At 75.0% G+C, this 14,170-nt stretch carries 13 protein-coding genes; 7 read left to right on the top strand and 6 right to left on the bottom strand.

Translation table 11 applies throughout. The features are described 5' to 3' along the window. Positions 1-54: 54 nt before the first annotated feature. From ACH4ZA_RS18345 to ACH4ZA_RS18335, 3 genes are all read right to left on the bottom strand, one after another. A complete protein-coding gene (locus tag ACH4ZA_RS18345) occupies positions 55-1,539 on the bottom strand; it encodes a cellulose binding domain-containing protein (protein WP_398430319.1) in 1,485 nt (494 codons plus the stop codon). Between the two features lie 229 nt (positions 1,540-1,768). Then, positions 1,769-3,139 (bottom strand): HAMP domain-containing sensor histidine kinase, encoded by a 1,371-nt coding sequence (locus ACH4ZA_RS18340; RefSeq protein WP_319276481.1) that lies wholly within the window; start codon positions 3,137-3,139, stop codon positions 1,769-1,771. Next, entirely contained in the window at positions 3,136-3,855 is a 720-nt protein-coding gene (locus tag ACH4ZA_RS18335; RefSeq protein ID WP_398430316.1) for a response regulator transcription factor, read from the bottom strand. Before ACH4ZA_RS18335 ends, ACH4ZA_RS18340 begins: the two co-directional genes overlap by 4 nt. A gap of 142 nt (positions 3,856-3,997) precedes the next feature. On the opposite strand from ACH4ZA_RS18335, the gene ACH4ZA_RS18330 reads away from it, so the two are divergent. Further along, positions 3,998-4,525, top strand: a complete 528-nt coding sequence (locus ACH4ZA_RS18330; protein ID WP_319276477.1) for a hypothetical protein — start codon at positions 3,998-4,000, stop codon at positions 4,523-4,525. Between the two features lie 61 nt (positions 4,526-4,586). Here the strand turns inward: ACH4ZA_RS18330 and ACH4ZA_RS18325 are convergent, their stop codons facing one another. Then, a complete protein-coding gene (locus ACH4ZA_RS18325) occupies positions 4,587-5,453 on the bottom strand; it encodes a fused MFS/spermidine synthase (protein WP_319276476.1) in 867 nt (288 codons plus the stop codon). 111 nt (positions 5,454-5,564) lie between these two features. Beyond that, positions 5,565-5,954, bottom strand: coding sequence for a hypothetical protein (locus tag ACH4ZA_RS18320; protein ID WP_398430314.1), 390 nt, complete (start codon positions 5,952-5,954; stop codon positions 5,565-5,567). Positions 5,955-6,210: 256 nt separating this feature from the next. Here ACH4ZA_RS18320 and ACH4ZA_RS18315 point away from each other — a divergent pair, with 256 nt between their 5' ends. Beyond that, positions 6,211-7,671: a tetratricopeptide repeat protein gene (locus tag ACH4ZA_RS18315; protein WP_319276473.1), complete on the top strand. Its 1,461-nt coding sequence runs from the start codon at positions 6,211-6,213 to the stop codon at positions 7,669-7,671. 21 nt (positions 7,672-7,692) lie between these two features. Here the strand turns inward: ACH4ZA_RS18315 and ACH4ZA_RS18310 are convergent, their stop codons facing one another. Beyond that, the gene (locus tag ACH4ZA_RS18310; protein ID WP_319276472.1) at positions 7,693-8,286 is read right to left on the bottom strand and encodes a histidine phosphatase family protein; all 594 of its coding nucleotides are present in this window, start codon (positions 8,284-8,286) and stop codon (positions 7,693-7,695) included. A gap of 246 nt (positions 8,287-8,532) precedes the next feature. Here ACH4ZA_RS18310 and ACH4ZA_RS18305 point away from each other — a divergent pair, with 246 nt between their 5' ends. The 5 genes from ACH4ZA_RS18305 (at position 8,533) to ACH4ZA_RS18285 (ending at position 13,977) form a co-directional block, all read left to right on the top strand. Beyond that, positions 8,533-9,510, top strand: coding sequence for a phosphatase PAP2 family protein (locus ACH4ZA_RS18305; RefSeq protein WP_319276470.1), 978 nt, complete (start codon positions 8,533-8,535; stop codon positions 9,508-9,510). Then, positions 9,407-10,609, top strand: coding sequence for a hypothetical protein (locus ACH4ZA_RS18300; RefSeq protein ID WP_398430311.1), 1,203 nt, complete (start codon positions 9,407-9,409; stop codon positions 10,607-10,609). The genes ACH4ZA_RS18305 and ACH4ZA_RS18300 overlap by 104 nt, the downstream gene beginning before the upstream one ends. Continuing rightward, positions 10,600-12,189, top strand: a complete 1,590-nt coding sequence (locus ACH4ZA_RS18295; protein ID WP_398430309.1) for a hypothetical protein — start codon at positions 10,600-10,602, stop codon at positions 12,187-12,189. Before ACH4ZA_RS18300 ends, ACH4ZA_RS18295 begins: the two co-directional genes overlap by 10 nt. Continuing rightward, a complete protein-coding gene (locus ACH4ZA_RS18290) occupies positions 12,186-13,526 on the top strand; it encodes an AAA family ATPase (protein ID WP_398430307.1) in 1,341 nt (446 codons plus the stop codon). The genes ACH4ZA_RS18295 and ACH4ZA_RS18290 overlap by 4 nt, the downstream gene beginning before the upstream one ends. A gap of 82 nt (positions 13,527-13,608) precedes the next feature. Next, a complete protein-coding gene (locus ACH4ZA_RS18285; RefSeq protein WP_306952131.1) occupies positions 13,609-13,977 on the top strand; it encodes a hypothetical protein in 369 nt (122 codons plus the stop codon). The last annotated feature ends 193 nt before the right edge of the window (positions 13,978-14,170 follow it).

Below are 14,170 nucleotides of genomic sequence, written 5' to 3'. Positions count from 1 at the left end.
CGGCACGCCGTGGGGGCGTGCCGCGCCCTCTGCGTGACGGGCTGCCGCGGGGGGCTACCGGTAGGCGGCGAACGCCTTGGAGAACGCGGAGCCGGCCTGGAGTACGGAGCTGCAGGTGGCGTCCGCCGTGTTCCTGGCTCCGCCGGGGCACTGCCTGTCCCGCGTCGCCGACCACATGGACAGCCAGCCGAGCCCCCTGGCCTCGGCGAAGGCGACGAGCTGGGCGGCGTCCTGCACGGTGAACACCTCGGAGGCCACGTCGTTGACGCCGATCATCGGGGTGACCGCGACCGTCTTCCAGGCCGCGCCGTCGCTCAGTGCGAGGACGCTCTTGATCTGCGCCTGGGTGGCCGTCGCGGCCTGCTCGGCGTACGTCCCCATGTCGCCGCCGTAGGCCGGGCCGTAGTCCATCGCCATGATGTTGACGGCGGCGATCCGCACGCCGGCGGACCTGGCACCGGCGAGCAGGCTCACGCCGTCCTGGGTCAGCCCCTCGGGCATGACGGGGAGGGTGAACGACACGTCCAGGCCCGGATGCGCGCGCTGCAGCTCGGCGATGGCCTGGGCGCGGCGGGTGTTGGCCGCGGCGTTCGGCAGCGCGCCGCCCTCGACGTCGAAGTCGACCTTCGTGAGCCGGTACGCGTCCACCGCCCGGGCGTATGCGGCGGCCAGCGCCGTCGCGGACGGGCACGTCGTCGCCAGCTCGGAGCCGGCCGCGCCGCCGAAGGAGACCCGGACGTCACCGCCCTTGGCCCGCAGCGCCCCGATCTGTGCGGCGACGGCGTCGTTCGCGAGACCGGTCACCCCGCCCCACTTGGGCGTGCAGCCGCCGCCGTCGGTGACGAACGCGAGGTTGTAGTCCTTCACGCCGGTCGCGTCCGCGTTCGCGAGCAGGTCGAAGGCGGGGTAGAGGGAGGTGTCGACGTAGGGGGCGAACCGGGCGGCGGACGCTGTGCCGCTGCCGGTATCGGCGCCGGGAGCGGTGCTGCCGCTCGGGCTCGGCGAGCCGGAGCCGGGCGTGCCGGGAGCGGGGCTGGAGCCGGCGCCGGGGCTGCTCGGGGCCGGGGCGGGGCCGGTGGACCCGGTGGGCCGTCCGCTCGGCTCGGGTGTGGCGCCGTCGTCGGAGCACCTGGCCCCGTCGACGAGACAGCCGGCGGGGTCTTGGCTGCCGTTGACGACGAAGCCGACGGTGACGGACTCCCCGGCGGCGAGTCCGTCGGTGTCCCAGCGGGGCGGCGAGACGGTGACGTGACGTCCGCCGACAACCGCCTCCCCGTTCCACAGGGAACCCAGTCCCGCCCCGGCCGGCAGGTCGAACTCCAGCTTCCAGTCCTTCTCGGCCTGGGGGCTGTTGTTCGTCACGACGTACTGCGCGGTGTAGCCCGTCGACCACTCGCTGGTCCTGGTGTACGCGGCGCCGACCCCGGCGGCCTGCGCGGTACCGGTGACGAGGACGACCCCGCCCCCGACGACCGCCGCGGCGACCACACCGCCGATCACCTTCGTCCTGCTGCCGGTCCTGCGCCGATGCGTGCTCATGACGTGCCTGCCTTCACTGCTCACGGTCCCGGGGTACGGGTGCGGGTGCGGGGGTGCGGGGTGCGGGGTGCGGCAGCACGCTAGCGATGCGGAATCGGACAAAACACCTGATGGGGGCAGGGTCCGCCGATCTTAGGACGCGCTTAAGGGAGGCATCGGCACCGGTTAAAGGTCGAGACCGATCCGGCCCGCTCCCGGCGGGCGGGACGCGGCGACGGCCGCGGCGTCGTCAGCGCCGGGCGGGCCGTCTCCGTCTGCGGACCGGGCCGCGATGGCCTCCCCGGACCGGTCGGCGGTCGGTCAGCTGGAGCCAGAGGCGGACCTCCGTGCCGCCCAGCACGGAGGAGCCGATGCGGACGTCGCCGCCCGTGGACTCGGCGAGCCGTCGGACGATGTCCAGGCCGAGCCCGGTCGAGCCGGCGGCCCCGGACCCCCGGCCGCGGGCCATCGCCGTGGCGGGGTCGGGGATGCCCGGGCCGGCGTCGGAGACCAGGACGATCACCGCGTCCTCGGCGTTGTGGACGTCGACCGCGAAGGCGGTGCCCTCCGGGGTGTGGCGGAAGACGTTGCCGAGGAGGGCGTCGAGGGCGGCCGCGAGGTCGGCGCGGGCCACGGGGATGCGCACCGGGCGGTCGACGCCCGCGGTGCGCACCTTGCGGCCCTCGTCCTCCGCGAGCGCCGACCAGAAAGCCATCCGTTCCCGGACCACCTCCGCCGCGTCGCATCCCGCGCCCGGACCCGCGGCCGCCGTCTGCGGCTTGGCCTCCCGCGCGGTGCGGATGATGGTGTCCACCTCGCGTTCCAGCTGGGCGACCGCCGTGCGGGTCTGCTCGGCGGCCGGGGAGTCGCCGAGGGAGGCCGCGTTGAGCCGGAGCACGGTCAGCGGGGTGCGCAGACGGTGGGACAGGTCCGCCGCCAGCTCCCTCTCGTTCGCCAGCAGTTGGACGACCTGATCGGCCATCGAGTTGAACGCCACGGCGGCGAGGCGCAGTTCGCTCGGCCCCTCCTCCGGCACCCGCGCCCCCAGCTTCCCCTCCCCCAGTTCGTGCGCCCCCTCGACCAGCCGTCTGGCCGGCTGCACCATCCGCACGCCCAGCCGGTCGGCGACCGCCACCGACCCGACGACCAGCGCGGCCCCGACGGCGGCGAGGACCGCCCACGCCGTGGCGACGCCGTTGCTCACCTCGGACTCGGGGACGTACACCTCGATCACCGCGGTCCCCAGGCTCAGCGCGACCGGCTGGAGCAGCACGGAACCGCCGGGGACCTCCGCCATGGACGCCCGGCCCAGCTTCCGCACGGCCGCGACGTCGGCGGCGTCCGCGCGCTGCCGGCCGAGGTCGACGGCGGCGCGGCCCTCGCCCGCCGGCAGGTGCACCGCCATCCCGTCGTCGGAGCCCGCCGCGGCCACCACCCGCTCCAGCTGATCGCGGTCGGTGGTGATGGACAGCGCCGGGACGACGACCGCGGCCACCCGCTCCGCGTTGGAGAACGCCCGGTCCCGGGCCATCTCCTTGACCACGAGCCCCAGCGGGACCGCGAAGGCGATCACGACCATCGTGGTCACCGCCAGACACACCTTGACCAGCGCCCATCTCATCGCGGCGGCTCCGATCCCCCGGGGTCGCAGGCCGGCGGCTCCAGCTTCACGCCGACGCCGCGCAGGGTGTGCAGATAGCGCGGCCGGGCCGCCGTCTCGCCCAGCTTGCGCCGCAGCCAGGACAGGTGGACGTCGATGGTCTGGTCGTCGCCGTAGGACTGCTGCCACACCTCGGCCAGCAGCTCCCGGCGCGCGACCACGACCCCGGGCCGGCCCGCCAGGAACGCCAGCAGGTCGAACTCGCGGCGGGTCAGGTCGAGGCGCACGCCGTCCAGCTCGGCCTGACGGCGCAACGGGTCCACGGTCAGCCCGCCGACCCGCGCGACGGTGGACGGCGCCGCCTCCCCGGCGCCGGCGCGGGAGCGGCGCAGCACGGCCGCCATCCGGGCCGACAGGTGCTCCACGGAGAACGGCTTGATCAGGTAGTCGTCCGCGCCCGCGTTGAGGAGCCGGACGATCTCCGACTCGTCGTCGCGCGCGGTGGCGATGATGACCGGCACGTCCGTGATGCCGCGCAGCATCTTCAGGGCCTCCGAGCCGTCCAGATCGGGCAGCCCGAGGTCGAGGACGACCACGTCGAAGGGGAAGTGGGCGACCTCGCGCAACGCCTCCAGAGCCGTGCCCACGCTGCGCACCGTGTGCGCGGCGTCGGTCAGATGCCGGATGAGCGCCGAGCGTACGAACTGGTCGTCCTCGACGACGAGCACACTTGCCATGCGCCGCAACCTACGCCATGCGGGCGGGCGCCATTCGGGCCTGTGGACAACTCGGCGTCTGTGGACGAACGGTGGGTCCGCCGGACTCCGCGACCCGGCTGACGGGGGACACGGGTGGGGCGCGTGGGGCAGGATGGCGGCGATGCGCAGAGGACTCGTACACGTGCTGGCCTGGTCGCTCGCCACGGGCGCGGCGGTCACGCTGTCGTGGTGGGGCGTCCACACGGTGATGGCGGGCACGGCCTACGACCCGCCGCGCGCCCTGCCGCTGGTGGCCGGGGCGGCCGTTCGGGAGCCGAAGGCGCCGGCCCCGTCGGCGAGCGGTCCCGGACCGTCGGCCGGTCCGTCCCGCGGGCCCGTCCGCACGCCCGCCGCGCCCACGCCGTCGCCCTCGGCGACGGCCGGCGGTCCCTCGCCGAGCGCCCCCGTCGTCCCGGGCGCGACGGGGAGGAGCGTCAAGAGCTACGACACGGACGGCGGGCGGGTCGTCTTCGACCTCGGGAAGACCTCGGCGACGCTGGTCTCGGCCACGCCGGGCCCGGCCTGGTCGATGCAGGTGTGGAAGACCGAGTCGTGGATCCGGGTGGAGTTCGGCTCCGGCGCGGACCGGGTGTCGGTGTTCTGCACCTGGCACGACGGTCCGCCCCGGGTGGAGGTGGGGACGTACTGACGCCGGACGGTCCGCCGCAAGCGCCGCCGGACCGAGCGCGCGGCGCGCGAGGCGGGACGCGTCAGCGGAACACCGAGGGCGGCGGCGCGGGCGAGGCCACCGCCGACGCGTCCGCCACCGCCGCGGCGCCGCCGGTGAAGTCGGTCAGCGCCCGGCCGTGCTCGACCCGGCCGGGGTGCGGATCGGAGGCGGCCCGGCGGGTCAGTTCGGCGATCGGCAGCGGCAGGTCGGAGGCGACGAGCACGGCGTTGCCGAACCGCTTGCGCCGCAGCACGGCCGGGTCGGCGACCAGCGCGAGTTCGGGGAACCGGGCCGCTGCGGTGGCGATCTGGCCGCGCAGATGCGCGAGCGGCGGGCCGTCCGCGAGGTTGGCGGCGTAGACCCCGCCGGGCCTCAGCGCCCTGCGGACCTCGTCGAGGAACTCGGTCGAGGTGAGGTGGGCGGGGGTCCTGGCGCCGCTGAACACGTCGGCCACGACGAGATCGGCCCAGCCGTCCGACACCTTGGCGAGGCCTTCGCGGGCGTCGAGGGACCTGACCCTGATCCGCGCCCCCGGGTCCAACGGCAGTTCCCGGCGCACCAGTCGGACGAGGGCGGCGTCGCGTTCGACGACCTGCTGGGTGGAGCGGGGGCGGGTGGCGGCGACGTACCGGGCGAGGGTGAACGCGCCGCCGCCGAGGTGCACGGCGTGCAGGGGCCTGCCGGCGGGGGCCGCGAGGTCGACGACATGACCGAGGCGCCGCTGGTACTCGAAGGAGAGGTACCCGGGATCGTCGAGGTCGACGTGCGACTGGGGGGCGCCGTCGATGAGCAGCGTCCAGGCCCGCGCCCGGTCCCGGTCGGGCACGAGCTGGGCGAGTCCCCCGTCCACGGGCTCGACGACGGCGTCGGCGTCCCGCTCGCGCCGGGTGTTCCTGGACTTTCCCATGACGCCATTTTCGCAGGCCCCGACAGCTCGCCGCGCGCCCGGACCCGTCGCCGTGCGGTCCGGCCCCGGTCCGCCGGCCAGACCCGGCCTGACGGCAGTTGCCGGCCCGGCCTAACGGCAGCTGTCGGCCGCCTCGATCAGCCGGGCCGCCTCGCCCAGCGCGCGGCGCAGCACCGCAGGATCCGTCGCGAGGTCCCCCTCGCCGGGGGGCACCAGCCAGTCCGAGCCCTCGACGGGCGGCTCGGGAGCGGGTCTCAGTCCACGGTCGGCGGTCCTGGTGCAGATGCTGCCCGGCACGTCCCACGCCGCCGCGGTGCCGGGCGGCACCACGAAACCGAGTGTTCCGCCGCCGTCGTCGTGCAGCACGGGCCCCACCCCGTCGCCGGACGACCCGCGCCGCAGGATGTCCACCGCCTCCAGCCCCTGCCGGGTCCCCACCGTCACGAGGTCGCACGCCGCCACCGACGGCGCCCGACGATCGTTGCTCTGGCTGGTCTCCATTCCGGCCTCCACCGCGCAGCCCGCCTGTAGTCCGCAAGGCTCAACGCGTCACGGCGTCAAGGGCTACGGCGGAAGTCCGCCGCAAAGGATGGCAGTTCATGGCAGATCGCGGATGAGATATCCGTTTTGTAGCCAAACACCGCATGGCGGCCCGACCACAGCAGGTACGTTCTTGCCCGCCGGGAACAAGGGTGCCACTCGGACAACTCACCCCTGGTCCGGCATGGTTCGACGGTTCGCACGAGAGGACCCGGCCATGGCGTCGTCAACGGTGACCCCAGCTCGGCCCGACCGGCCGGCACGGCCCAACTCCGCCTTCCGGCAGCTGCGCGGACAGCGCTCGCCGGCCGAGTTCGCCGCGCTCGTACGGCGGGCCGCGCGGGAGATCGGCGAGCGAGTCAGCTGTGACGCGCGGTACATCGGGCGGGTCGAGGGGGGCGAGATCCGCTGCCCCAACTACGCCTACGAGCGGGTGTTCCTGCACATGTTCCCCGGCCGCACACTCACCGATCTCGGGTTCGCACCCCGCTCGTCCGTACGCGGCCGAGGGGCGCGCGGCACCGGGGACGCGCCCGGCGCTCACCCCGCAGAACCGGCGGGCGCCACCGGTGACGAGCGGCACACGGATGAGACGCGCCGGGCACACGAGCCGTATGACACGCAGGACCCGTACGACACGCACCACGACCACGAGGAGAGCGACGTGCTGCGTCGCGCATTCATGACCGGCGGAGGCGCCACCATGGCCGCCGCCACCCTGGGCCCCCTCGTCCTCGCCCACGACGCTTCGGCGGCGGCGCGCCGGGGGCGGCGCGCGGGATCGAGCGAGGCGAGCGCACTCGAAGAAGCGGTCCGCAGAATCCGGCTGCTGGACGACCGGCACGGGGCCGACGGCCTCTACCGGCGCGCGGCCGCTCCGCTGCGCGCCGCCTTCGCACTGCTGGACGCCGGGACCACCCGTCAGACGACGGCCGACCGGCTCCACTCGGGCGCCGGGGAACTCGCCATCTCGGTGGGCTGGCTGGCGCACGACTCGGGCCGGTTCGACGACGCGCGTTCGCACTACGCCGAGGCCCTGGCGACCGCCCGGGTGACCGGGGACGACGCTCTGGAGGCGCACGCCTTCTGCAACACAGCGTTCCTCGCGCGCGACGCGGGCCGGCCCCGCGAGGCCGTCCGCGCCGCCCAGGCCGCCCAGCGCGTCGCCCGCCCCCTGGGCTCACCCCGGCTGATGTCGCTGCTGTCGTTGCGGGAGGCGGGCGGCTGGGCGGGGCTCGCGGACCGCACCGGCTGCGAGCAGGCCCTCGTCCGCGCCCAGGCCCTCTACGACCGCGGCCGCTGCGACGACGACCCCGAGTGGATGAGCTTCTACGGCGAGGCCGAGCTGGAAGGGCTCACGGCGCAGTGCTGGTCCGCGCTGGGCGACTGGCCGCGCGCGGCCCGGCACGCGAGACGGGCCGCGGACCTCCAGGACCCGCACTTCACCCGGAACATCGCCCTGTACACGGCGGAGCTGGCGGACGACCTCGCGCGCGGGGGACGCCCCGACGAGGCCGCGGTGGCCGGACTGCGGGTCCTGGACCTGCTGGACCAGGTCCAGTCGTCGCGGATCCAGACCATGCTGGCGGGGACGGCGCGGGTGCTGCTGCCGCACCGGAGGGCGGGCGGCGTCTCCGCGTTCCTGGAGCGGCACGCCTCGACGCCGCGGACGGTGTGAGCCGCGGTCTCGGGGGGACGGTCAGACGAGGTGACCGAGGTCGTTCCAGCTCTCGATGGCCGGCTCGCCGTAGGCCCAGCCGAGAACGGACAGCGACGTGGGGTTCAGACGGATCCGCGCCGCGAAGTCCAGCGGCTGACCCAGCCAGCGTGCCCCTATGGAGCGGAGGACGTGCCCGTGGGCGAAGACCAGCACGTCCCGGTCGGCCGAGCGGGCCCAGGCGACGACCTCGTCCGCGCGGGCGGTCACCTCGTCCAGGGTCTCCCCCTCGGGAACGCCGTCGCGCCAGATGAGCCACCCGGGCCGGACGGCCTGGATCTCCGCGGGGGTCATCCCCTCGTAGGCGCCGTAGTGCCACTCCACCAGGGTGTCCCAGACCTCGGCCCGCTCGCCGAAGCCGGCGAGTGCGCACGTCTCCCGCGCGCGGACCAGCGGACTGGTGCGTATCTCGGCGTCGGCGAGGCCGTCGAAGGGCGGCCGGTGCAGCCGCTCCCCCAGCAGCTTGGCCCCCCGGCGGCCCTCCTCCAGGAGGGGCACGTCGGTCCTGCCGGTGTGCTTGCCGGACAGCGACCACTCCGTCTGCCCGTGCCGGGCCAGCAGAATGCGCGGTGCCATGGGGGACCTTTCCGGGAGAACCCTGGAAGGGACCAGGGGGAGATCGGGGGCGGATCCCCTCCATCATCGCTCACCCTGAACAGGGGCAACCCGGCGGGCGATCTCAGCGTCTTTGAGATCCGGGGCCCCTCGTGAGGGGCGCGTCCGTCCGCCGTAAAGTGGCACGTCCCGCGCCACGAGCGCCGCAGTGACCGGACCGAGCACCAGACAGCGACCAGACAGCGACCAGAAGGGGGAGGCGATCGGATGCCGCAGACCGAGACACCAGGCACCGAGGCGGCCCCGCGGACACGGCTGCGCTGGTGGACCGAGCTGCCCCTGCTGCTGCTGGTGTACCTCTGCTACTCGGCGGGCCGGCTGCTCGCGCGCGGTGACGTCTCCACGGCCGTCGACCACGGTCTGGCGATCCTGCGCGTCGAGAAGTTCCTCTACCTCAACGCCGAGCACCCGCTGAACCGGCTGTTCACGGCCCACGCCTGGATAGGCGTGCCGGCCGACTTCTGGTACGCGTCCCTGCACTACCTGGTCACCCCCGCGATCCTGGTCTGGCTGTTCCGGTCGCGGACGCTGCACTACCGGGCGGCCCGCACCTGGCTCATGGTGTCCACCTTCATCGGCCTCATCGGCTTCACCCTGATGCCCACCTGCCCGCCGCGGCTGCTGTCGGCCGGGCACGGCTTCGTGGACACGATGGCCCAGTACAGCTCCTACGGCTGGTGGGGCGGCGAGGCGAGCGCGCCGCGCGGCATGGGCGGCATGACCAACCAGTACGCCGCCATGCCGAGCCTGCACGTGGGCTGGGCCCTGTGGTGCGGGGTGATGCTGTGGCGGCACGGCGGCACGCGCCTGGCGAAGACGGCGGGCGTCGTCTATCCGCTGGTGACCACCCTCGTGGTGATGGGCACCGCCAACCACTACTTCCTCGACGCGGCCGCCGGCGCGGCCGTGATGGGCGTCGGACTGCTGCTGGCGCCGTGGGCGATGCGCGCCGCGGACCGGGCCCGGGTGCGGTTCGCGTCCCGTGTCCCGGCGCCCGCACCGGCCCTCGCACCCGCCCTCCCGGCGGACTCTCCCGCCACTTCGGCCTCGGTTGTCAGTGGCGGATGCCAGACTTCCCCGGGTGAGCGAATTCCACGGCAGCGCGAGTCACGGCTCCGCCCCGGAGTCGAACCGGACGCCTCTCCCTCGGACGCGGGGGAAGGCGCTCCGGCAGCGGCTCGCTGAGCTGCGCGGCCCCGACACACCGGCCAAGGCGCTGGACGCGCGCGCCCTCGCCGCGCTCGCCGCGAACCCGGGCTGCAAGCGGCGCGCCATCCTCGACGGCGCGGGCGTGAACAAGGCGGCCCTGGCGGGCGCGCTGGGCTCGCCGTCGGCCTTCGGCCAGTCCCAGTTCGCCCTCACCCGGGGCAACGCGTTCGAGGCGAAGGTGAAGGCGGACGGCGGCGCGGAGCTGCTGCGGCTGGTGCACGAACGGCTGGATCCGGCCGCGCCGCCACCCGCCGGAGCGGCCGTGCCCGACCTGTCCGCGATCGGCCCCGAGGGCCGCACGGCCCGTACGGCGCTGGCGCTGCGCGAGGCCGCCGCGTCCGCCGCCTCCGCCGGGGAATCCGCCGGGACCGGCGGCTGGACGCTCCTCGACCACCCGATGATCGCCCTCGACGTGGCGGGCTCCCCCGCCTTCCTCGAGCCGGACGCGGTGGTCGTCCACCCGGACGGCAGCTGGACGGTCGTGGAGATCAAGTCCTTCCCGATGCTGGACGGCGCGGCGGACCCCGCGAAGGTCGGCGCCGCCGCCCGGCAGGCCGCCGTGTACGTGCTGGCCCTCGAGGAGCTCGCCGCCCGGCTCGAGCCCGCCCCGCGCGTGCGTCACCGGGTGCTCCTGGTCTGCCCCAGGGACTTCTCCAACCTGCCGACCGCGTCCGCCGTGGACGTGCGCAAGCAGCGCGCCGTCACCCGCCGCCAGCTCGCGCGCCTCACCCGGATCCAGGAGATCGCGGACGCCCTGCCCGACGGCGTCTGCTTCTCTCCCGAGCTGCCCGCCGAGCAGCTCACGGAGGCCGTCGAGACGGTTCCCGCCGCGTACGCGCCCGAGTGCCTGGCCGCCTGCGAGCTCGCGTTCCACTGCCGCGACCGCTCCCGCACGGCCGGCGCCGTCACCGCGCTGGGCCGTTCGGTGCGGGCCGAGCTGGGCGGTCTGAACACCGTCGAGGACGTCCTCGCGGCGGCCCACGGCGAGGCCGGCGATCCGCGGGACCCGGCCGTCGCCGCCCTGCGCCGGGCCGCGGAGCTGCGCCGGGAGGCCCTGGGGGCGATGTGTCCCTGATCACCGCCCTGGCCCGGCTGGAGGCCGTCGCCACCGGCCGCGCCCAGCCCGCCGCCACCGTCCGGCACCGGCGGCTGTCCGAGCAGCCGCTGGTGTTCGTGCCGCTGACCACCGCCGGTGAGGCCGGCGCCCCGCTGGGCGCGCTGGTCGGCACCGAGCGGGACGCGCCGCGGCTGCTGGTCGTGCCGCAGCCTCGCGACCGCGACCTTCGGTTCGCGTTCCTCGCCGAACTGGCCGACGTGGTCCTGCCCTACCTCGACTCCTACGCCGACCACGTGGAGTCCGCCGAGCGGGCCGAGACCGACCCGGAGACCGGCAAACGCGTCAAGGTCGAGGTCGAGCTGTGCGCGGACGCGCCCCAGCTGATCGTGCCGAGCCGGGCCGGCGTCGACCTCGTGCGCCTGCTGGGCCGCTCCATGCGCTTCAGGCGGACGGCCGAGCAGGACCCGGAGACGCCGCATCCCGCACCCCCGCGCGTGCCACTGCTCGGGCGGTGGCTGACGCACTTCGGGGAGCGGTCCCGGGTGCCCGGCTCCTCACTGCTGCTCGCCCTCACGGAGGTGCTGGGCCGGCACTGGGCGACCGGGCAGTCCAGCCTGGAGGACCAGCACCTGGGGGCGCTGCTCGCCTGGATCGACCCCCCGCCCGGCGAGACGGGCGCCGCGGCGGCGCTGCGCGCGGAGCTCGCGCGGGACGCCGACGGACAGTTGCGGTGCCCGCCGGCCGGTCCCGCCACCGACCCGGCCTTCGACAACAAGCTGCTCGCGCCCGCCATCGAGCGCTACGACCGCGCGCGCACCGCCCTGGCCGCCGCCGAGGACGGCATGCAGGCAGACGACCGGCTGGGCGCGCTCACCGCCGCCGAGCGGGAGATCCGCGAGCTGGTGCGCAGCCGGACGCTGCCGACGTGGAACGCGGTGTGGGCGGGCCTGGACCTGCTGCGGGCGCTGCCCGAAGGCGCGCACGTCGAGGAGCGGTGGACGCGCGACCGCTGGTCGTTCACCGGCCACCGCGACCGGGTGGTCGCCGGCGAGCCCCCGCAGCCGCGCCGGGACGACGCGGTCACGGCGGCCAACAAGCTCGCCACCCGCGAACGCGAACAGGCCAGGCTGGAGGCCCAGGAGGCGCTCGACGACCCGCTGGCCATGGCGGCGCGCCGGCTGGCCGGGGAGGCGTTCGCGGGCGAGGTCGTCGACGTCGTCATGGCGTACGGCGAGGGCCGGCGGCCGAGCCCGCGTCCGCTGGTCACCGTGCGGACGGACGACCGTCCGCACCTCGGCGAGCGGGCGAAGGCGTACCGGTCGCTGGGCGGGAAGCCGCAGGCGGCCGAGTTCGTGGAGCGGGTCGCGGAGGACCTGATCGTCCTGCGGATCGTCGACAAAATGGGCCGCGGCAAGGAGCCCGAGGCGGGGACCGTGCCGGAGAAGGGCGACCGGCTCTGCTTCACCCTGTTCGAGCACGAGCAGCGCGGCGGCGCGAAGCTGCCCGACCCGGAGGACACACCGTGGACGCACGGCGGTCCGCCCGGTGAGCAGGCTCCCGAACCCCCCGACTCCGTCACCCAGGAGGACGTCCTGTGACCGCCGAGGCCGCTCTCGACCCCGGTACCGCCGCCGCCCGCGCCACCGACGCGATCCTGCACGACACCCTGCACTCCGCCGCGCGCGGGGTCGTCGTGGACTCCCCGCCGGGTGCCGGAAAGTCCACGCTCGTCGTCCGGGCGGCGCTTGAACTGGCCGACGCGGGAAGGTCGTTGATGGTGGTGGCGCAGACCAACGCCCAGGTCGACGACCTGGTGCTGCGGCTCGCCGAGAAGAGCCCCGGGCTGCCGGTGGGCCGACTGCACAGCAGCGACGCCGACCCGTACGACAAGGCGCTCGAGCGGCTGCCCAACGTGCGGAAGTCGGCGAAGGCGGCGGAGCTGGCCGGGCTGCCGGTGGTGATCTCCACCGCCGCGAAGTGGGCGCACGTGAAGACCGACGAGCCGTGGCGGCACGCGATCGTGGACGAGGCGTACCAGATGCGCTCGGACGGGCTGCTGGCCGTGGCCGGGCTGTTCGAGCGGGCGCTGTTCGTGGGCGACCCCGGGCAGCTGGACCCGTTCTCGATCGTCGGCGGTGAGCAGTGGGCGGGGCTGTCGTACGACCCGTCGGCGTCGGCGGTGAGCACCCTCCTCGCGCACAACCCGGAGCTGCCGCAGCACCGGCTGCCGGTGTCCTGGCGGCTCCCGGCGTCGGCCGCGCCGCTGGTCTCGGCCGCGTTCTACCCGTACACGCCGTTCCGCAGCGGCACCGGGCACGGCGACCGCCGTCTCTCCTTCGCCGTCCCGTCGGACGGCTCCGGCGCCGACCGGGTGATCGACGAGGCGGCGGAGTCCGGCTGGGGCCTGCTGGAGCTGCCCGCCCGGCACACCCCCCGCACCGACCCGGAGGCGGTCCGGGCGGTCGCCTTGGTGGTGCGGCGGTTGCTGGACCGGGGCGGCGCGGCCGTCTCGGAGCGCTCCGCCGACCCGGCCCCGTTGACGGCCGCCCGGGTGGCGGTCGGCACGGCGCACCGAGACCAGGCGGCGGCGGTGCGCGCGGCGCTGGCGGATCTGGGCGTCGCCGACGTGACGGTGGACACCGCGAACCGGCTGCAGGGCATGGAGTTCGACGTCACAGTGATCCTGCACCCGCTCTCCGGCCGCCCCGACGCCACCGCCTTCCATCTGGAGACCGGACGGCTGTGCGTGCTCGCCTCCCGCCACCGGCACGCGTGCGTGGTGGTGTGCCGGGCGGGCGTCGACGATCTGCTGGACGAGTACCCGTCGACGGAACCGGTCCAGCTGGGCACCCTCATGAAGTTCCCGGACGGCTGGGAGGCCAACCACGCGGTGCTGGCGCATCTCGGGGAACATCGGGTCGCCTGGAAGCCTTGAGAGTCCGGGGCCGAATGGCTCCTGCTCCATCGGGGGAGAATGGAAGGCGGTCTGCATCCGAACCGTACGAGGAGGAGAAGACATGGCGGAGCCCACGCCGCGTCGGCACGAACCGCGGCTACGCCCCGCGCCCCTGCTCTTCGAGCCCGCCGAGGCGGCCGGCGACCCTGAGCACTTCTTCGACCTGGAGTCGATAGACGATCCGGGGGCGTTGCTGAGCCGGGCGACGGAGCTGACGCTCGCGTTCCGGGCGGCCGCCGACCGGGCGCTGGAGTTCCAGGCGATGGCGGCGGCCCAGCTCGCCGATCCGCGCCGCTTCGACCGGCTGACGACGGCGGACATCGCCGACCGCGCCGAGTGGACCGAGGACTACGCGAAGAAGATGGTCGAGTTCGGCCGGGACCTGCTGCGGGGCGACGCCGAGGGGCGGGGGCCCGCCGACCCCGGGTGAGGCGTCGCCGGCCGCGTGAGCGAGTGGGGTGAGCCCGTATGGCCGGCGTGAGCCGTGTCTCTGGCGTGAGCCGTCCCGGGCTGTGCAAGGCCGGGTGGCGGCACGCGACCTCACCACTGGCATATGCCGGGCGGGCAAGATACTCCCCCCGCGTCCCTCCCGTCCCGATTTCGCGCAACCCTGTGAGATCACC

The organism is Streptomyces sp. NPDC020597 (assembly GCF_044335095.1).
Lineage (GTDB): Bacteria > Actinomycetota > Actinomycetes > Streptomycetales > Streptomycetaceae > Streptomyces.
Note: the sequence above shows the minus strand (reverse complement) of the source record. Positions and strands in the feature narration are given on the sequence as shown.